Raw genomic sequence first — 17,835 nt, 5'->3', positions numbered from 1 at the left:
CTCGCTACAACAGTCCTCGATAACGGATAAATAGTAAAATGGCTGCCCAAGATCCCAACGCTACCTTAATGGCTACCAAAATATTCAAAATCGGTATCCAACCGCCGCTGATGAGGGTTCCCACCTCGCCGTGGGGCGGTTCTATCCCCACCAAAGACAACCCGGCCAGCACAATAAACACCAATACCGAAATCTTTTCCCACGTCGCGGCGTGCCAGCGTTGGTAAATCGCTTCCATCCACTGAGGCGAAGAGGTAATCGCCACCAATCCGATCGCCGTTCCGCCAGCCACCCCAGCCGCAAAACCACCGCCGGGACTGAGATGTCCCCGAATCGCCAGTTCGATGCTGACGAGAGCGGCAATCGTCGCCCCCAACCGCGCCAACACGATCGACGGCCCGTCGTTAAACTGATAAACGATCGGAGAAGGGCGTTCGTCGGACAACAAAAACCGCACGCCCAAAATGGCTAGGGTGAACACCACCACTTCAAAAATCGTGTCGTAGAGGCGATTCCTGAAAATGATGCCCGATACCGCGTTGGGAACGCCGCTGTCTCGTACAATACTCTCGACGATCGAAACGTCCGGCGGGTCGATATTCGGTTCGGGAAAGAACAGCATTTTTAGGTACAGGGCAATTCCTGCCGCCAAGTAAATCCACTTCATCAGTGTGCCTCCGCTGAATCCGAGCGCTCGATGTTTGTCGAAGAAATCTCCGATACGCTGGCGTCGGCGGGGTTGACGTACACCAACTCAGCGGTATGGGGCAATTCTCCCTGTAAAATCTCGTAAAGCCGCCGCACGCGAGTCTGAAGCTGGTACGTCGGCGAGGACTCGGATTCTTCAGTCCGCCAAATCGTATGTACGTCTTTGGTCGTCAACGCCGTTTGCAACGCCAACTCGTCGGGATACGCCACCAGTTCCAGGCGCATATAGTGTTTTTCCAAAGACCGTTTCAACGCCGAGAGAATCGGCGTCGCCGGATGGGACGCTTCCTCGTCTTTAGAGTCTAGGTCTTTAGAGTCTGGAATGGTCTCTCCCGCCAGGATACCGACCCGCATTAGCATCGAAGACCGCACGGCGATCGCATACAGCGTAATCGATAGCATCGTACCCACAAGCGCCTCGGTCAACGCCACGTCCGCCGCCCCAAACAGGGCGTATACCAACGCCGCCACCGCCCCCAAAATACCGCGAATGACCAGGGCGTGATAGGGATTGGCCTGCGTCACCAACATTCCAGCAGTTAACGGTAACAGGGCGACGATCGCCACCACGTACCATTCCTCAGTCATCGACTTTTCCCTCCGTCGAACAGTAGGCCAGGACGTAACCCAGCACGGTATTCCAGATTGCCAGAGAAATCAGCGCCAGCACCAGTAGCGGCCATTCTCGGGGAATCTTCAACAGCAAACCCGCAATAATCGCCATCGACCCCAAAGTATCCGACACCGAGAGGCTGTGGAGTTTAAAGAGTACCGATCTCCCTCCCAGTAGCGGCCAAGTCCCCCAAAACCAGAAGACGATACCCACTATCATCAATCCATAACTCAAAGCGTTTATCATAATTCGTTCATTCGTCTAATTACGTGGGCTAACAACATTAACGCCGCGTTACCGACACTTAAAATCAATACTCCCACGACCCCGATCGTCCAGTCGTCTCGCAACACCGAAACCACCAAAATCAAGACCGAGGTTTTCGTGGCGATGCTGGCAAAGGCGAGGATTTTTTGCCAGATGTTATCGTCCTGCCAAGCTTCATAAATGGGAATTAACAAGGCGACAATCGCCGCTGCTAAGATACCATCGGTCATGAATTTTCTCCCTCCATCCGCTCCTTAATCCTCTCGTTTTGGCGTCGCTCCCGACGCACCCAATGAACTTTATACCATCCGTCTTCTTGATATTTTAAAACAATGGTTTTCGGAGTGAAAGTGATTAGAAAAATGTCGAGAAAGATCAGTCCCGGCGTGCGATTGGGCTTAACTCGTTCGAGACTTAAGTCTTCTCTCGTGTGGGGGCGAAGAATAATTTCGATCGCTTCAAAATAGGCTTTGGGAATGGCTTGAACGATTTCCCAAAGCACGTGCAGCCAGTCTCTCAACACCGCCCGCGTTGTGGAAGTGCGGGGCAACAGTAACGCCACCGCCACCCCGATCGCAATATTGGCCGGGCTAAGGTCAGCAGTGAGTAAAAACCAAATCGCCAGTCGCAGCAGTAAATCCAAATAGCCAATCATGCTAAAACCATCCAAAACAGGGCGAGGGTTACTAAACTCATGACTCCGATTAAGTGATCGAATTCCTCGAGTTTGCGAGAAATTTTGACCTGCGCTCGCTGAAAAATCAGCCAGTACGCCAACCATCCTAAAGCGATGGTGACTAAGGGTTTGACAATGTTCTTCAGTGTATAGGCTTCGTAATAAGCGCCGTTCGCGACGAACAGACCCGCCAACAACACCAGAACCGCCGGCCAAAATCCCGGTTTAACGTGATGTTCTGGCTGAGATTCATGGGGGAGAAAAATAAATTTAGCAAAAGAAATCGCGGTTCCCAACGCGGCAATATTCATCGCAATCACTTGCCAGGGTAAAAGGTTTTTCATCGTCAACACCTTCGCCCCAAATCCAGATAAGAGGGGAAAACCGGAGATGGAAAAGGCAGCGATCGCTAAAGCCAGCCAGACTGGAGTGGCGATGGGTTGGTGTCGCAGGGTTTTGAGGTTGCGACTGGGGAGGTTTCCGGCGATGAGAAAGAGTGCCGATTTGACGAGGCCGTGAGTGAGAGCGTAAAAACCGCCCACTTCCGGGGCGGCGAGGACGAAACCCAGTTGCGAGACGGTGTGAAAGGCCAGCATTCGCTTGGTGTCTTTTTCAAAGACGGCGTAACCCACCCCCAGTACGGCGGTGGCGACGCCGAACAGCCGCACCAGGATATCCATTTCGTCAATCAGCAGGGCGCAGCGGACGAGGGGAAAAATGCCCGCTTTGACGGCAATTCCCGACAGCATAGCGGATACGGGGGTGTCGGATTCGGAGTGCGTCAGGGGCAGCCACAGCCCCGAGACGAAGATTCCGCCTTTCGTCAACAGTCCGAGGAAAATCAAAGCAGTGGCTTCGGTGGGGGCTTGGGCTAAGCCGGAGAAGGCGAAGGAATGGTTGCTTTGATAGACGAGTGCCGTGCCGATGAGATAAAACAGCATGGCGGTGTTGCTGACGAAGAGGTAGCGCAATCCCACCCAAATCGAGCGATCGCTGCGGGGATAGGCAATCAGGAGAAAGGCGGCGATCCCGATGACTTCCAGAGCAACGTACAGACTGATGAAGTCGGCGCAAATGAAAGCGGAGTTGACGCTGCCGTGGAGGAGAATAAGTTGGGTGAAGAAGAAGGTGGGGCGATCGCTGTGCCAGCAGTAGAGAACCACCGCCAGCGTCACCAAGGCGTTGGTGAGGATGAAGAAGCCACTGAGGGGATCGATCGTCAGGGTGACGCCGAAACTGTCGAGAAGCTGAAAGGTTTCCGGAGACGGCTGCACGAGCTGCTGCATGGCGTACCCCAGGGAAACGAGGGAGACGCCGAGGGCGAGGTAACGAGACAAACCCGGCAGCAAGTAGATACTAAAACCGACTAAGAACGGTAAGGCAATCCAGGCAATAGCGATCGCAGTCATGGCGTGTTGTTTTTCTCGATTTCACGAACCTCTAAGGTGGGGGTATTTCGCGAGAGTTTCATCGCCCCCACGAGAATCAGGGCTTGGATGGAAAAGCCAATAACGATCGCGGTGAGGATGACCGCCTGGGGGACGGGATCGGCGTAATCGACCGCTTCGCGTCCGGTATCGATGGGCGCAAACCAACCGTCTCGCGACGACACTAGCACGTACCAGGCGATGACTCCGGTACTCATGACATCCATCGCCAGGATTTTCATCATCAGGTTTTGTTTCCAAATGATGGCGAAAAAGCCACAGAGGACGGTGGCGAAGATGAAAGCTTCTAAGATAGGCATGACTCGGCTCGATCGACGATACGGGCGGTCGGAAAGCTGTTGAGTTGTAGAAAGGTTAGGCTGGGTCTTGCCCCACACTGCGCGATAACTGATGGGGAGAACGTTTTAGCGTCTCCGCATTTTGCGCGTAAACTCCATAATAAAGGCTAAAGGTGTCATCACACTGTTTTTGACTGACTTTTCAACTGTGGAGATCGATCGACCTGTCGAGAGGTAGTACCCTCTCGAGAGCGCGTTTCCATCCTCTCTCAGCATGGCTGGGGTGCGTTTTTGGGCAGTGTGAGTCAAGGTGAAAGTTGAACGATCGACTGGTATGTGATGGGAATTAAGTATAAATCGGTGGATCGATCGAGATTTAAAGTTGATTTAACTTGCCAATAATTTCCTGCCATTTTTGTTTATGAATGAGTTGTATTTCTTTGTCTTTTTGTACTAAATCAGAATATCGAGATACAAAATCATCCAAAGAAGCAATGAGCCTTAAATAATATTTAAGGGTGGGAACTATTCCATTCACAATGACTTGACAACCGTGTTTTACGGCAATCTCTCTCGTCTGATTTTTAATGCTTTCATAATTAATTTCATGCGAAGAAAATATACAATAGCGGCGTGGATTGAATTTGTAAATTTTCTCTCGAGAAATCGCGATTACTGAGGTATCGATCGGTTTGTTGTGTTTAATTTCAATAGCTTCTGTCAAATTTTTCTCGGCATCCAAAATTTCAATATCTCCCGCTGTCTTAGATTTTAAGTCTGAGGCTGTATGACTTCCTAAATCTTTCAAACTACAGTCATGATATCTCTCAAGCTGTTGCAGCAACACAGTGAAAATCGCATAAAATGCCAAGACAGGTAACTTAGACGCACCGCGAACGCCATACTTACTGTTGAAATGCAGTGAAAGGCTTTCGACGAGAGAGTCAATATCCAAACGTTCGGGATTTTTTAACGGCGAAATTTCGATATTTTTAGCGCTATCGCTTATTGTTTTAACCTGCTTGAGTAAAAGCATTAATATAGTATTAGCACAATCGAGATCGATGATTTGAACGTAATAGACGATTTTTAAAAAAGCCTTTTTAACCTTTTTATCGCCAATTTTACCTTCATAATTCAAAGTGTAAGGATACGGTTGCTCGAGGGAGCGAGTCAACCAGCCAGTTTCTGCCATTGCTGGGAGTTCTAAATCTCGTAAAGTGGGTGTAATATACTTGGTGTCTATAGTGCGCCCAGAAAACCCATTCTCTAATTGTTCTTGATGATATCGAATATCTTGCTTTGGGTTTAAAATTTTATGAACTAAAAGCGTCACTAAGACCGTATAAACGCCTTTGAAAGATAGTGATTTTTCGGGTGCATCTCAGAAATGCAATAAGTAAAAATACTCAACTCAATAAATAAGTAAAAATACTCAAGGAAACCAGAGCCCCGAAGAGAGATAATAGAGTGATAGTAGCACCTTAAGAAAAATGAACGAGAAAACTCGAGCTGAACTACAAAAACACGTTGAAGAGATTGCGAAAATCTTGCACGCCGAAGCTGAACCCAACGAACTTAAGAGTTTAGAAGGGATAGAAAAGAGTGTAAGAAACTTAACTCAAGAGTATGTGATGCCAGAGATTGGTATTTTTTTATCAAAGAAGAAACCCAAACCGAAGCCGGGCGAAGCCGCTCGCTAACCAGCATTTTAGGAAATTTAAAAATCACCACTCAACAAGCCAAAAAACTCGACTTAAAAAAGGGAAATCGATGGAGTCCGTACGTCGAAAAATGTTGTTTACTGATAAGTGCTAACGAATCTTACCAAAGAGCAGAAGAAGATCTCGAAGTCCTGACGGGGATAAAAGTCTCAAGAAGTACGCAGCAAAGGATGGTTCAAAGCAAGGACTGGGAAGCTCCTGAATTGACCGACCCAATAGAGGAGATGAGTCTAGACGGAGGAATGGTCAGATTACGTACGCCATTAGGGTGTCCGTGTGAGTGGAAAGAATACAAGGCTTTAAATGTGCATGAAAGAGTAAAAATTGCCTATTTTAAGGATAATGAGGGTTTGTTATCTTGGGTAAAAGCTCAACCCTTAGCTGCCCCCTTCGCTTGTTTAGGTGATGGACACGACGGAGTCTGGAATATTTTTGCCCAGATCGGGACGGCTCAAGAACGGGAAGAAATTCTAGATTGGTATCATTTAATGGAGAATGCCCACAAAATTAGAGGAACTCCTCAACAAAAAGCTACGATTTGTCATCTACTTTGGACGGGTCAAATTCCTCAAACTTTCGATTATCTCCGAACTCAAAAAGGTCTGAGAGCTAGAGATTTTTGGCAATATCTAAAAAAGCATCGCACTCGCCTTATTAACTATCAAGCTAGACAGGCAGATGGGGGGTCTATCGGTTCGGGAGCTGTCGAGTCTTTGGTCAAACAAATTGCTCTTCGAGTTAAGTTACCTGGAGCGCAATGGTCGAGAGACAATGTTCCCAAACTTCTCAAACATCGCTGTGCTTATCTCAATGGCGCTTTTTCTCTCTGAGTTTATTGGAGTTTCTATGAACCTATTGCAAAATTGAGATGCACCCGATTTTTCAGCAATCGTGCGTATGTGCTTTTGGACATATTCAGGTAATTCACGTTCTAATTTTGTAACCTGAGACTCTTCGAGATCGATAGCTTTTGAATATAACTCTTTCAGTTTTTGCGCATGGTTCATGATTACAAGCCAGGAATTGTTAGTTGCACCGGGGGTAAGGGTTGTTTAACCACCGCATCTGGTTGATACCTCGAACTCGAACTAAAAATCTTTTGATTTATTACTTCACGAATCAGTTCTCGTACAACCATTGTCGCGACGGAATTTCCAATTTGACGATAAGCATCTCCAATAACCGAGCTTTTTTTAAACTCTTTCGGAAAACCCATTATTTTATAGCATTCTTTCAATGTCAATTTACGAACTCTATCTTCCTCGGGTAAATAGATAAAAAATCGTCCAGAAGACTCCTGTGAAGGAAGCGTGGGATGAACGCCGTCAACGGAGTAAATTCGATTAGGTTGGCGATGGACTCGCGATAAATGCTCGGTATTCGGACGAATTCCCGTTTTCCAAATACTCTTATTTCGATATCCGACGAAAATCAGTCCTGAATCCTGTTTTTTGGGATTTTCAATGAGAGTGTATTCGTCGGGGGATAAATACTCAAAATTCCCCTCACCATCTAAGAAATCTTTTAAATTGGGAACGGGTTCAATTTTTTGAAGTTTAGAAAAATCGAACTTTTTATACTTAGAACCGACAATAAAAACTCGCTCTCGATTTTGAGGGAGTCCAAAATCTTTAGCGTTTAGTAATTTATAGGTGACGAGATACCCCAAGCTTTGAAGCGTATTTAAAATGACTTTAAAATTTGAACCTTTGGCAACGTGAAGCAAATGTTTGACATTTTCTAAAATAATGACTTCGGGTTGCTTCTGTTTTAAAAATTCGCATAAATAGAAAAATATGGTTCCTCGTTCGTCCGAAAAACCACGACGCTTTCCGCAGATGCTGAACGGTTGACAGGGAAACCCCGCTGTGACGACGTTCACATCGGAAATTTGGCTAAAGTCCACTTCAGAAATATCGCCATCGGGGTAATCGCCAAAATTTTCAAAATAGACTTGGCGACAGGATTCGTTTGCTTCGCAAGAATACAGACATTTCAATCCTGCTTGTTCGAGTGAAAGTCGAAATCCGCCAATTCCGGAAAATATATCTGCGAAGGTTAACGAAGACATTGCTGATTGAATCCGATCTGAGACGATTCTGTGGATATTTCAAAAAGTACAGTTTATTATCATATCATAAAAACAATAAAAAGACGATCGAACGATTGGATTTGAAGCGATCGCTCCCCCCCCGTAAAAGCATTTCAGATCGTTCCTCTACGGGGGAGTTTTACAGCCAAATTTTCAAGCAGATTCCAAAGTTTCCGCCTACCACTACACCAAATGCTGGCGAACGGCAAACACTAAATTTTCTGCCCAGCGATCGGCCAGTTCGGCGTTAACCGCTTCTACCATCACGCGAACCACCGGTTCGGTTCCCGAAGCACGAACTAACACGCGACCGAGATCTCCCATTGCCGTTTTCGCCTGCTCGATCGCCTGTTGCAAGGGATCGCAATTTTGCCAGTTCGTCCGCAACTCGCGATCTTCCACGCGCACGTTTTTCAACAGTTGCGGGTAAGTTTGGAAACTATTATCGACTAATTCCGAAAGCGAAGTTCCGCTGCATCGGACTAACGCCGCCAAGTGTAACGCCGTCATCAATCCGTCGCCGCTAACGCCGTAATGACTGCAAATCACGTGACCCGACTGTTCGCCGCCTAACATCGATCCGGTTCGGCGCATTTCTGCATGAACGTAGCGATCGCCTACCGGAGTCCGCAGCAGTTTTCCGCCTTGTTTTTCCCAGGCTCTTTCAAATCCCAGGTTCGCCATAACGGTGGAAACAATGAGATTTTCGGGGAGTTGCTGGGACTTTTGTAGGTGTTGACCCCACAGATAAAGGATATAGTCGCCGTCGATGGGGCGTCCGCGTCCGTCCACCGCCAACACGCGATCGGCGTCGCCGTCAAACGCAAATCCCAAATCGGCGTTGTGGTCGAGAACCGCCGCTTGCAGAACTTCGAGATGTGTCGAACCGCAGTTGACGTTGATGCGATCGCCGTCGGGGCGATCGTGGAGACAAATGACGTCTGCACCCAGTTCGCGGAAGGCTTGCGGGGCGACGTGACTGGCGGCACCCCAGGCTAAATCGAGGACGACGCGCAGTCCGCAAAAGTCGCGATCGCCGTTGAGGGGAGTTTGCAGCGAGGTGAGATAGCGAGTCACGAGTTCGGGGCGGTTGTAGTGATGCCCCCAACGGTCAATTTCGCGAGGGTGCAGTTGGCCGCGGATTCCGTCTTCGATTTGGCGTTGTACGTCGTTGGGGAGTTTAACGCCGTCCGCCCCGAAAAATTTAATGCCGTTGTCTTCGGGGGGGTTGTGACTGGCGGAAATCATAACGCCACCCACAGCGTCGGAACAGTGGGTGAGGTAGGCAACGCAAGGCGTCGGACACAAGCCGAGATCCCACACTTCCAAGCCGGCGGCGGTTAATCCCGCTGACAGTGCTGCCGCCAGCATACTGCTGGAGTTGCGCGAATCTTGTCCCAAGACGATCGCCCCAGTTCCGTAGCGTTCGCGGAGGGCGAGTCCCGCCCAAAATCCTACTTGTAAGGCGAGGGGGGCGTTGAGTAAATCGCCGACTTTACCTCGGATACCGTCGGTTCCGAACAGGGGCGATTTTGGCAGCGACAGTGAACTCGTGGCAAACGGCGATCGCACCGTTACCGAACCGTTAAATTGTCGAACAGCCGGAGACATCACCATATTCAAGTCACTCCACACAGAACACACTCAACAGGAGAATAGCACGGTTGCACCCAACTTGAAGTCGTACTTCAAACCTCTAAAGCTCGTCGCGTCGTTTTAAAATTGTGATTTCAGGGTTAATTTTGTTCAAGTTTCCCGTTCGATACCTCGGATTTTCTACCACTTCGTAGTCGTCTAAATACAGTAGGTTCCAAGTCGGTTTGGTTTTGTGTTTTAAAATAGTATCGTAGCCCGAATCGTCGCCATAGAGTTGTACGAAAAAATTCCACCTGGGAGACGATGGCGCATAAGTGTTTAAATTCATAAGACTCGTTGTGACAATGTATTGAGGGGATTCTCGGACGAGGTCTTCAAACTCAAAGGTTTTATCGATCTTCACTTCAAAGTCTGTCATTTTGTTTTCTCGCGGCAAATACCGTTCGATACCATACATTGTAAGGGTATCGCCGGGTTGTAAGTTCTGCTGCATCCAGTTTTCGACGTAATATCTCGAGTCTTGATGCATGAGTAGATCGATCGACGATCCATAAAAAAAGCTGTAGACAAATAGGGCAGAGACTAAAATTTGAGTCAGAGGATTTGACACAACATTTAAAATTCCATCGATCGACTTACCGCCAAATAAGGAAAGGACGATGCAAACTGGAATTAAAAATCGTTCTCGACAAAATGCGATCGGCATTAAAAAACAGATGTAGTACGAAATCACAACGACTAAAGTGCTTAACAAAAGCTGGTTGTTTCGTGGTTTTCGGAGGGCGAGAACTACGCCTGACAGACAGACCGCAAACAAGGGAACCCCAAACGATACCACTAAATCTTTAAAAAAGCGATGGAACAATCTTAACTGTTCGATCCAATTATGTTTATTTTCTTCGCTGATTTCTACCCCACTGTAACTCGCATCACCAAGGATTAGATCGAGATGTTTTACAAATCCATCCCAGTTAAACAGGAAATTGTGATATATCGCAAACAAACTAACACCGATCGCAATGGGTAAATAGATTCGTCGATCGCAAATGAGATTCCAAGCCGAAACTCGAGGGTGTTGTCGATTTTTATATTGGTACAGCTCGAAGACGATAAACAACACGGTTAAAATATATAACCCATAGGCTTGATCTTTGGTACAAACGGAGGTCGTAGCTGTTGCTGCAAAGAGAATATAGTCTCGGAGTCGATGGTGTTTGAGTATCTTGATGTAAAACAATAAAGATAAGCAAAACCAAAAGACATAAGGAATGTCTAGGTTGACTGTTTTCGAGTAATAAATGACCGTGACGGTTAAAGTCACAATCAGCGATGAGAAGAGGGCTGCTCGTTTGGAAAGTAGTTCTCGACCACATAAGTACGTGATATAGATCGATGTGGTTCCCATGACCAAGCTGAGACAGCGTCCGACATAGTATAAAAAGCTATAAACCGGAAGATCGTAAAAGTCTAGGAGTTTCAGCTTTGATAAAAGCCAAACGGGTATATATAGAATGCTAAGTATGTAAAAATGAAATGGAGCATACTTAGAATGCCAACCGTTAGAAAACCGTTCGGATATTCCATCCCAAACTTGATAGGGAAGAATTTCATCCATCGCCCAGCCTAAAAAACTTGGCAATCCCCACCAAATCGCATAAAGATTTAACAAGAAACTCAGTAGGAGAATATAAAACAGCGGTCTTTTGAAAACTTGATGTCGAAAGAGAAGTGATAACATGATTCGATATCTATGTAACAGGTATTATTGAGCTATGTACAGTTGTATGAGGTCGTCGATCTAAAGCGTTCGACGACAATATTGTTGTAAGACTCGGGCAGTTTCCGGCCCGGTTTTATCCCAACTAAACTGATGCGATCGCTCGAGTCCGGCTTGTCGGAGGTGCGATCGCATCGTATTATCTATGACGACTTGACGCATAGCAGTCGCGATCGTTTCACTATTATAAGGATCGATGAGAATTGCAGCATTTCCGGCAACTTCTGGAATTGAAGCTAGGTTAGAGGCGATAACCGGACACCCACAGGCCATGGCTTCGAGAACGGGTAAGCCGAATCCTTCCCAGAGAGACGGAAATACTAAAGCGATCGCTTGATTCGTCAAAATGGGGAGATCCTCTCGTTTGACGTAATCGAGAAATTTGACGCGATCGCCGACTCCCAACTCGATGGCTTGGGTTTGCAACTGTGGCGTGTAGCGGCGATCGAACGATCCGGCGATCCAAAATTCGCAATCGATGGATTTGGGAAGTTGGGAAAAGGCTGCGATCGCGCGATGTAGGTTTTTATAGGGATCGTGACGACCGACGTAGAGGAAATAGTTTTGAGTCGGAAGGTCGAGAAAACGGTAGAGGGTGCGATCGAATCCCAACGGAATCGACACCAATTTGGAAGCGGGAACGTCGTAAAACGTCATAGCATCGTTGGCGGTGGATTCGGAAATACAAATAACGGTTTCTGCCTGTTTCAACACCTGGGGAACGTAATAGCGGTGATAGAGCGTCATTGGCGAAAACCGCTTGGGAAACCGCAGCGGAATTGCGTCGTACAGGGTTACGGCGTAGCGTCCCTTCCAGCCTAACGGGGCTTCGGTGATGGGAGAAAACAGGAAATTCGACTTCAGTTTTCGGTCGATTCGAGGTAAGTCAAATTGCGTCCACAACAGCCGTTTGAGATGTCCGCGAATGCCTTGTTCTGGAGTTTGTCCGGCAGAAATTGGATGATATTTGAATTTGGGAAAATGTGATTTGTTAAACGGACGAGCTATCAGTAAGGTAGGGTCGAGATTTCGCAAATGAGGAACTACGTTCAGCGCATAAGTGCTGATTCCGGTGGGTTTCTCCATTAAAAACGAAAGGTTGACAAGCAATGTTACAATTTCCTTTTAATGTTGTCGATTTATTTGTAAGTTGGGTGGAGGAACGGAACCCAACAGTCAATTGGTTCGTTTTTTGTGGTTTTGGGACGGATAAATTTAAAATTTTACAATTTGGCTTAAATCCGAAATTAAATTCCTAAATTTATCGTTGTTGGGTGGAACGCAGTGAAACCCAACCTACGACAATTTACTATGAAGATTTACTTTGAATATCGATTCAAAACTCCGAGTATTTCCTCAAACATACGATCGCTGTCAAACAATTTTACCCGTTCGAGTCCCCGTTCTCGTAAGTGCGATCGCAAATTAGAATCGGTGGCGACGTGGTAAATTCCCGCCGCGATACTCTCGACACTCCACGGATCGACATATTCGGCTGCATCGCCGCAAACTTCGGGAATTGAGGCGGCGTGAGACGCCACAATCGGACATCCACACGCCATCGCCTCCAGAGGTGGAATTCCGAACCCTTCGTAAAGGGAGGGAAACGCAAAGGCGATCGCACTCCGATATAATGCAGCCAGAGACTCGTCGGGAACGAAGCCCAGAAATTTGACGCGATCGCCAATTCCGAGGTGTCGGGGATAATCGATAATTTCGCGATCGAGTTTGTTGAGTTTTCCTGCGATCGCCAACTCGAGGTTTTCCACGTTGACGCGAGAAAAGGCTTCCATGAGACGGCGTATGTTTTTATAGGGACGAGTTTCGCCCACGCAGAGAATAAAGAGTTTTAAATAATATTTATTAAGAATTAATGTATCTCTCTTTCTGCGTTTAATGTTAAAAACATTATTTTTATATCCTTGATAAATAACGTGGATTGGCTTTTTGGTTATGTTAAATTGACTTTCAATGTCTTTTTTCGTATTGTCAGAAGTTGCCACGATCGCTTTCGATTTATTTAAAATTCGTGGCAAAATATATCGAAAATAATATTTTACTCTCGGATAGCTATCGGGAAAAACTATCGGTAAAAGGTCGTGAACTGTAACGATTTGCGGACAAACCGGAAATAACATTCCTTCCGGGACGGGCGAGTAAAACAAATCAGTTTTTCTTTGAATCAACGAAATCGGCAATAGGGTTTGATGCCAAATTAACCGAGTTAAATTATGTTTGAAATCATTTCTGTCGATATTTTGAAACGGAATTCTCGAAACCAAATTTTCGTAATTTCGATTTAACAACTTGTCTGCCGTATAAATCGTAAAATTTGAGACATTTGAGTTGAACAACGAACTCAAAATCTCGCCCGTGTAGCGATTTAAGCCGTCGAACTTTTCGTGATGGTAGCCACTGGCGTTAAAAGCGAAGTTCGACACGGCAGAATAATAAAAGTTTAAAAAGACAGAATCACAAAAATTCCTGGCACAACTGGCGGAAGCGATCGCCCCGAACCTCAAAATTCGGAAACTGATCGAAACTCGCACAAGCCGGAGACAACAACACCGTCGCGGCGTCGTATTTCGGGGTGATTTCCCGCGATCGCATCACTGCCCGTTCCATCGTTTCCACAATTTCGTAATCCGAGTATCCCACGCTGTCGAGTTTCTGAGCAAACAGCGACGCCGCCTCGCCGATGAGTAACACGAACGCCGCTTTCTCCTGAATCTTGTGCAACCAAGCGATCGCGTCCCCTTCCTTCGGTTCCCCTCCCGCAATCAACACCGCAGGAGACGCCACCGACGCCAACCCCACCAACGCCGCATCGTAATTCGTCGCCTTGCTGTCGTTGACAAACTGCACGCCGTCGCGACTTCCCAACACCTCCAAACGGTGGGGAACGCCGGGAAACGTAGCAATAGCATGGGCGATCGCCTCGGCATCGATACCCGCCAATCGAGCCGCTGTCACGGACATTAACAGATTTTGGCGGTTGTGGGAACCGGGCATTTTCAACGCCGAAACCGAAAGAATTTTCTCGCCATCCACCATCACCGCATCGCCGTCGAGGTACGCAAAGGGTTTCAACGCCGCCTCGTTCGTCGTACTCGTCCAGTAAGCATTCGGCCATTGCGACGCCACACTTCGCAAATAGGGATCGTCGCCGTTGAACACTTGCAATTCCGACGCCTTGAGGAGTTTGGCTTTAATGTTGTAATAATTTTCGAGGGTTTTGTGGCGGTTGAGGTGATCGGCGGTGAACGTCGTCCAAACCCCAATCCGAGGCGTGATGCTGTTGGACGACTCGATTTGATAGCTGCTGATTTCGGCGACAATCCAATCGAGAGGTGGCTCACCGTTGGCTTGACTCAACGCCAACTCACAGGCAGCGTTTCCAATGTTGCCACAAGCGGGGGTATTATGTCCGGCGGCTTGGAAAATCGCGGCGGTGAGGGCGGTAGTGGTGGTTTTCCCGTTGGTTCCCGTAATTCCCACCCAGGGACAGCTTTGCAAATGTCGCCAAGCCAATTCCATTTCGCCGATGGTTTCGATCCCCAGTTCCCGCGATCGCTCTAAATTGGGCAAATCCCAGGGAACACCGGGACTGACGACGAGTAAGGCTAAATCGGTATTCGCCTCGGGAGCGAAACTCGTTTCCAAGCTAACGGGAATATCCTGTTCGGTGAGTTGCTGTTGTTGGCGTTGGAGGCTGTCGCTGGTTCCGCGATCGCTCGCCGTCACCCTCCAACCCTTGCGTTTCAACAACTGAGCAGCGGCAACCCCTGACTTTCCTAAACCGATAACGTGAGCCTTTGGCATAAGCGATCGCAACTCTGACACCAATTCCCACAATCTTATCAGGAATCCTGAGTCTAAAACTCCATCCCTTCGACTTTGCTCGGGGTAAGCTGGGTTCATCTCAATTTCATTGAATAATTCGGGATCGTATCTATAGCCAACCCAACTGAGTCGTAAAATCTCGAACCTAAAAGTACCGTAAAATAGTAAAAATATGAGTCTGGGGTAGGTTGAGTTTCGGCTTTGCTCCACCCATGGACTGAGCGAAGCCGAAACCCAACAGCCGCGAAATTGAGTACTATAGCAATCCTAAATCAGTTGTGTAACAAAATCGGGAACAGGGAATCGGATTTTGTCTGGTGTTTTAATTTTTGACAACTCATTTGGGACTGCTATAAAGCTTGCATCTGATAAATTTACATTTTTGAGATGCACCCTATCCTAACGACATTGGCGGAAACACGCGATTTGACAACAACCGAACTCCCCCTACCCCTGAAACCTCAAGTTCCTCCAGGGGAAGCTTCACGCGACAACTCGCATATCCCCACTCTCCCGACGGCTTCCGCAACAGTTCCCGGTAAACCTCCACCGTGTTATCCACCAAATTCACCAGTCAAAATACTCTAATTCCCGCCGACGCATATAGCGGTAACTTGACGGTAAACGAAAAGATTTAATCCGAAACTTCAAAAAGTTAGGATTTGAAGACCCTTATTCCGGCGGAAAGCACTAGTATATGATTCGGGGACAGCTTAAAATCTGGATTCCCAACCCACATTCAGGCGATATCAGCAAAAGTTTACTTACCAAAATCTTGAATCAGGCTAACATTAGCCGACAAGAATGGGAAAATCTTTGAACGATATAGCAATATTAATTCGCGGCAAAAGCTCAATCGAAAAATTCTTATATATAGCAATCCTAAATGATTCATGGAGGCTCTTCGGAGTTTAGGGTGACAGAAAAACTAACTTCACGAGATTTCAAAGGTTTTGGCTCTCGAGTTCTCGATTTTTTGTATTATGTTATACATTTCTAACCACAAACTCCGAAGACCCTTTTTTATGTGATTCATTTAAAAGAGTTAAAGAGTTATTTAAGATATTTGCTGATGGCCAAGTTTTTGATTTTCCTAAGCTGTATTCTTATGGATTTTTGCCACAAATGACTTAAGATTGCTATAGATATATAGCAGGGAACCTCGAAAAATTGATTCTAGCTCAAAACTCAACGGCTGAAACCCTTGAAATCTCGTTTTCCATTCTCGATAGCAGAGCCTTTTTCTCAGTAAGCTTGAATTAATCGAGATGCCCAGCAGTATGAATTCGTTTGCGGATCGTTTTCAATATGAATCATTGTGGTATAGGGTTTTCAGCCGATCTGTTTCCGCAAACCATTTAGGATTGCTATATAGATTTGTTACTTGTAAATCACTTTAAAGTTTATTTATTTTTTCTTTGCATTTTTTACACAATTCAAGTCCGCAGTTTTCGGCAATATCGGGGCTGGTCATTAACTCGATATGAGATGAATCTTCCCTCGGATTTTGAAAGCTGTTTAATAGTCTCTTGTAATCCGCGCACCCATATTTTACATGATATTTTTTAGATGCATGATTTCCAATAACTGAGGACTCTACTTGCTTCTTTTTAGAGTTGTCTATAGTCTCCCCTAGGTTTTGTTGTGATATCCAATCTAACAGATAGTAAAATTTTTGTAGTATTAAATACTCCTGATTACGCATTTTATCCTTGAGTTGTCTTAGTTCTATTTCAAAATCTAAAATTAATTCTTCTATATTTTCTGAACTGGCTTGACCAACATTATCTCTTGCTTGAGTATAATTTGCATATAATTTGGTTACCAAACTATCCATTAAAAGAATACTTCTACTACTTTCTTTGGATGTCAGATAAGACCAAAGTGGATAATATTGTTTTTGTAGTGGGATTAATTCTTCTAGCAGCTCGGCTCTATAAAAGTTTAAAAAATTAAGTATTTCTTCTTGACTGGAAGTCTCAGACGCACCCATAGATAAAATTTCAATAAGTTTTGTCACTAACCAGTATTGTGAATCTAGTTTGGATAAATCTTTTACCTTATTTTTGCTATCTTCTGTATAAAGCAAACCTTTTTGAATATGTAAATTATCTTGAATATTTTTTTGCGTTATATTTATTTGCTCTTTAAGGTTTCCGGAAAACAAGCATTTTATTAATTGAAATGTTGTAGAAAATGGAAAAGAATATTGTGCGGCTAAACCAAAAAGCAGCCATACTAATGTAACACCCAACAGAAACAAGCCGCCTAAGAGGTAGCTTACAACACGCCATACTACATTTGGGTGTTCTAATTCAAGTTCTAAAAGTTGTCCGCGTGGGAAGAGAAAGTTACAGACGAAATTTATCTCTTCCTACTTTATCGCCGCCTACAACATCCCCCATGACACGGCTCTTATATAGATTTTGCGTAACTCCAGATACATTAGTAGTATTGATTTTGGACTCAGCTTGCCTGAGTTGAGAGAAATAATGCTCTAACTCTTTTTTTATGTCAGAGTCTTGACAAGCCGAAGTGGCAACATCTTCAATTACAGCTTCTAGCACATTCGGATCTTCTTGAGCTTGATTTAACTGTTTTAATCCAGACTCACGATCGAATAAGTCTCGAACTCCATTAACAATTTGGTCTGCCACTTTAGACCCCAGTTGTTTTTTGAGTGCTGTAATAATGTCTTCGTCACTGATGAGTCTCCATAGCTCTCGGCAGAGAACTACCAATCCAGCGAATTCTTCCATGACTTAACAAGCAATCACAAGTTTATTTGATTATAGTAATCTTCGTTAAGGTTG

At 45.9% G+C, this 17,835-nt stretch carries 18 protein-coding genes and 3 pseudogenes; 3 read left to right on the top strand and 18 right to left on the bottom strand.

Annotation, left to right across the window (positions count from 1 at the left end; translation table 11 throughout):
- Nucleotides 1-4 precede the first annotated feature (4 nt).
- The 8 genes from POG22_RS04630 to POG22_RS04595 all read right to left on the bottom strand — a co-directional run bounded on the left by POG22_RS04630 (nucleotide 5) and on the right by POG22_RS04595 (nucleotide 5,326).
- Nucleotides 5-667, bottom strand: coding sequence for a Na(+)/H(+) antiporter subunit B (locus tag POG22_RS04630; RefSeq protein ID WP_498903886.1), 663 nt, complete (start codon nucleotides 665-667; stop codon nucleotides 5-7).
- The gene (locus POG22_RS04625; RefSeq protein WP_498903885.1) at nucleotides 667-1,296 is read right to left on the bottom strand and encodes a DUF4040 domain-containing protein; all 630 of its coding nucleotides are present in this window, start codon (nucleotides 1,294-1,296) and stop codon (nucleotides 667-669) included. Before POG22_RS04625 ends, POG22_RS04630 begins: the two co-directional genes overlap by 1 nt.
- Nucleotides 1,289-1,567 carry a monovalent cation/H(+) antiporter subunit G gene (locus tag POG22_RS04620; RefSeq protein ID WP_498903884.1) on the bottom strand — a complete coding sequence of 93 codons (279 nt, stop codon included), beginning with the start codon at nucleotides 1,565-1,567 and terminating at the stop codon, nucleotides 1,289-1,291. The genes POG22_RS04625 and POG22_RS04620 overlap by 8 nt, the downstream gene beginning before the upstream one ends.
- A complete protein-coding gene (locus POG22_RS04615; RefSeq protein WP_498903883.1) occupies nucleotides 1,564-1,818 on the bottom strand; it encodes a hypothetical protein in 255 nt (84 codons plus the stop codon). The genes POG22_RS04620 and POG22_RS04615 overlap by 4 nt, the downstream gene beginning before the upstream one ends.
- Nucleotides 1,815-2,243, bottom strand: a complete 429-nt coding sequence (locus tag POG22_RS04610; protein ID WP_498903882.1) for a Na+/H+ antiporter subunit E — start codon at nucleotides 2,241-2,243, stop codon at nucleotides 1,815-1,817. Before POG22_RS04610 ends, POG22_RS04615 begins: the two co-directional genes overlap by 4 nt.
- Nucleotides 2,240-3,673, bottom strand: coding sequence for a cation:proton antiporter (locus tag POG22_RS04605; RefSeq protein ID WP_498903880.1), 1,434 nt, complete (start codon nucleotides 3,671-3,673; stop codon nucleotides 2,240-2,242). The genes POG22_RS04610 and POG22_RS04605 overlap by 4 nt, the downstream gene beginning before the upstream one ends.
- Entirely contained in the window at nucleotides 3,670-4,005 is a 336-nt protein-coding gene (locus tag POG22_RS04600; protein WP_498903907.1) for an NADH-quinone oxidoreductase subunit K, read from the bottom strand. The genes POG22_RS04605 and POG22_RS04600 overlap by 4 nt, the downstream gene beginning before the upstream one ends.
- Before the next feature lie 361 nt (nucleotides 4,006-4,366).
- The gene (locus POG22_RS04595; RefSeq protein WP_498903879.1) at nucleotides 4,367-5,326 is read right to left on the bottom strand and encodes a hypothetical protein; all 960 of its coding nucleotides are present in this window, start codon (nucleotides 5,324-5,326) and stop codon (nucleotides 4,367-4,369) included.
- Nucleotides 5,327-5,483: 157 nt separating this feature from the next.
- Here POG22_RS04595 and POG22_RS04590 point away from each other — a divergent pair.
- Nucleotides 5,484-6,544 (top strand): ISKra4 family transposase gene (locus POG22_RS04590; protein ID WP_498903877.1). Its coding sequence is split into 2 segments (ribosomal slippage): nucleotides 5,484-5,640 and nucleotides 5,640-6,544, totalling 1,062 coding nucleotides; the frame shifts between segments, so codons are not numbered across the junction.
- Nucleotides 6,545-6,723: 179 nt separating this feature from the next.
- Here the strand turns inward: POG22_RS04590 and POG22_RS04585 are convergent.
- The 8 genes and pseudogenes from POG22_RS04585 to POG22_RS04550 form a co-directional block, all read right to left on the bottom strand.
- Nucleotides 6,724-7,785 (bottom strand): DNA cytosine methyltransferase, encoded by a 1,062-nt coding sequence (locus POG22_RS04585; protein WP_498903875.1) that lies wholly within the window; start codon nucleotides 7,783-7,785, stop codon nucleotides 6,724-6,726.
- A 204-nt stretch (nucleotides 7,786-7,989) separates the two neighbouring features.
- On the bottom strand, nucleotides 7,990-9,423 hold the full coding sequence (glmM, locus tag POG22_RS04580) for a phosphoglucosamine mutase (protein ID WP_498903906.1): 1,434 nt from the start codon (nucleotides 9,421-9,423) through the stop codon (nucleotides 7,990-7,992).
- A 79-nt stretch (nucleotides 9,424-9,502) separates the two neighbouring features.
- On the bottom strand, nucleotides 9,503-9,931 hold the full coding sequence (locus tag POG22_RS04575; protein ID WP_498903909.1) for a hypothetical protein: 429 nt from the start codon (nucleotides 9,929-9,931) through the stop codon (nucleotides 9,503-9,505).
- A gap of 582 nt (nucleotides 9,932-10,513) precedes the next feature.
- Nucleotides 10,514-11,017: pseudogene (locus POG22_RS04570) on the bottom strand (ArnT family glycosyltransferase); the annotation flags it as partial.
- A 183-nt stretch (nucleotides 11,018-11,200) separates the two neighbouring features.
- Nucleotides 11,201-12,265 carry a glycosyltransferase family 4 protein gene (locus tag POG22_RS04565; RefSeq protein ID WP_498903873.1) on the bottom strand — a complete coding sequence of 355 codons (1,065 nt, stop codon included), beginning with the start codon at nucleotides 12,263-12,265 and terminating at the stop codon, nucleotides 11,201-11,203.
- A gap of 233 nt (nucleotides 12,266-12,498) precedes the next feature.
- Entirely contained in the window at nucleotides 12,499-13,317 is an 819-nt protein-coding gene (locus POG22_RS04560) for a glycosyltransferase family 4 protein (protein ID WP_498903903.1), read from the bottom strand.
- A 334-nt stretch (nucleotides 13,318-13,651) separates the two neighbouring features.
- Nucleotides 13,652-15,001 carry a UDP-N-acetylmuramoyl-L-alanine--D-glutamate ligase gene (gene murD / locus POG22_RS04555; RefSeq protein WP_498903872.1) on the bottom strand — a complete coding sequence of 450 codons (1,350 nt, stop codon included), beginning with the start codon at nucleotides 14,999-15,001 and terminating at the stop codon, nucleotides 13,652-13,654.
- A 415-nt stretch (nucleotides 15,002-15,416) separates the two neighbouring features.
- A complete protein-coding gene (locus tag POG22_RS04550; RefSeq protein ID WP_498903870.1) occupies nucleotides 15,417-15,593 on the bottom strand; it encodes a hypothetical protein in 177 nt (58 codons plus the stop codon).
- A 66-nt stretch (nucleotides 15,594-15,659) separates the two neighbouring features.
- Between POG22_RS04550 and POG22_RS04545 the strand changes: the two are divergent.
- Both POG22_RS04545 and POG22_RS04540 read left to right on the top strand, forming a co-directional pair.
- Nucleotides 15,660-15,842: pseudogene (locus POG22_RS04545) on the top strand (type II toxin-antitoxin system HicA family toxin).
- A gap of 203 nt (nucleotides 15,843-16,045) precedes the next feature.
- Nucleotides 16,046-16,156: pseudogene (locus POG22_RS04540) on the top strand (IS630 family transposase); the annotation flags it as partial.
- A 262-nt stretch (nucleotides 16,157-16,418) separates the two neighbouring features.
- Here POG22_RS04540 and POG22_RS04535 read toward each other — a convergent pair.
- Nucleotides 16,419-17,276, bottom strand: coding sequence for a hypothetical protein (locus tag POG22_RS04535; protein WP_498903868.1), 858 nt, complete (start codon nucleotides 17,274-17,276; stop codon nucleotides 16,419-16,421).
- Nucleotides 17,277-17,373: 97 nt separating this feature from the next.
- Nucleotides 17,374-17,781 (bottom strand): hypothetical protein, encoded by a 408-nt coding sequence (locus POG22_RS04530; RefSeq protein WP_498903867.1) that lies wholly within the window; start codon nucleotides 17,779-17,781, stop codon nucleotides 17,374-17,376.
- Between the last annotated feature and the right edge of the window lie 54 nt (nucleotides 17,782-17,835).

The organism is Geitlerinema sp. CS-897 (genome assembly GCF_028368005.1).
Classification (GTDB): domain Bacteria; phylum Cyanobacteriota; class Cyanobacteriia; order Cyanobacteriales; family Geitlerinemataceae; genus Baaleninema; species Baaleninema simplex.
Note: the sequence above shows the minus strand (reverse complement) of the source record. Positions and strands in the feature narration are given on the sequence as shown.

Coding starts and splice junctions, on each gene's coding strand:
- POG22_RS04565 (WP_498903873.1), bottom strand. CDS start 12,265: ATGGAGAAACCCACCGGAATCAGCACTTATGCGCTGAACGTAGTTCCT.
- POG22_RS04615 (WP_498903883.1), bottom strand. CDS start 1,818: ATGACCGATGGTATCTTAGCAGCGGCGATTGTCGCCTTGTTAATTCCC.
- POG22_RS04585 (WP_498903875.1), bottom strand. CDS start 7,785: ATGTCTTCGTTAACCTTCGCAGATATATTTTCCGGAATTGGCGGATTT.
- POG22_RS04605 (WP_498903880.1), bottom strand. CDS start 3,673: ATGACTGCGATCGCTATTGCCTGGATTGCCTTACCGTTCTTAGTCGGT.
- POG22_RS04620 (WP_498903884.1), bottom strand. CDS start 1,567: ATGATAAACGCTTTGAGTTATGGATTGATGATAGTGGGTATCGTCTTC.
- POG22_RS04610 (WP_498903882.1), bottom strand. CDS start 2,243: ATGATTGGCTATTTGGATTTACTGCTGCGACTGGCGATTTGGTTTTTA.
- POG22_RS04560 (WP_498903903.1), bottom strand. CDS start 13,317: ATGTTATTTCCGGTTTGTCCGCAAATCGTTACAGTTCACGACCTTTTA.
- POG22_RS04575 (WP_498903909.1), bottom strand. CDS start 9,931: ATGCATCAAGACTCGAGATATTACGTCGAAAACTGGATGCAGCAGAAC.
- POG22_RS04630 (WP_498903886.1), bottom strand. CDS start 667: ATGAAGTGGATTTACTTGGCGGCAGGAATTGCCCTGTACCTAAAAATG.
- glmM (WP_498903906.1), bottom strand. CDS start 9,423: ATGGTGATGTCTCCGGCTGTTCGACAATTTAACGGTTCGGTAACGGTG.
- POG22_RS04530 (WP_498903867.1), bottom strand. CDS start 17,781: ATGGAAGAATTCGCTGGATTGGTAGTTCTCTGCCGAGAGCTATGGAGA.
- murD (WP_498903872.1), bottom strand. CDS start 15,001: ATGCCAAAGGCTCACGTTATCGGTTTAGGAAAGTCAGGGGTTGCCGCT.
- POG22_RS04625 (WP_498903885.1), bottom strand. CDS start 1,296: ATGACTGAGGAATGGTACGTGGTGGCGATCGTCGCCCTGTTACCGTTA.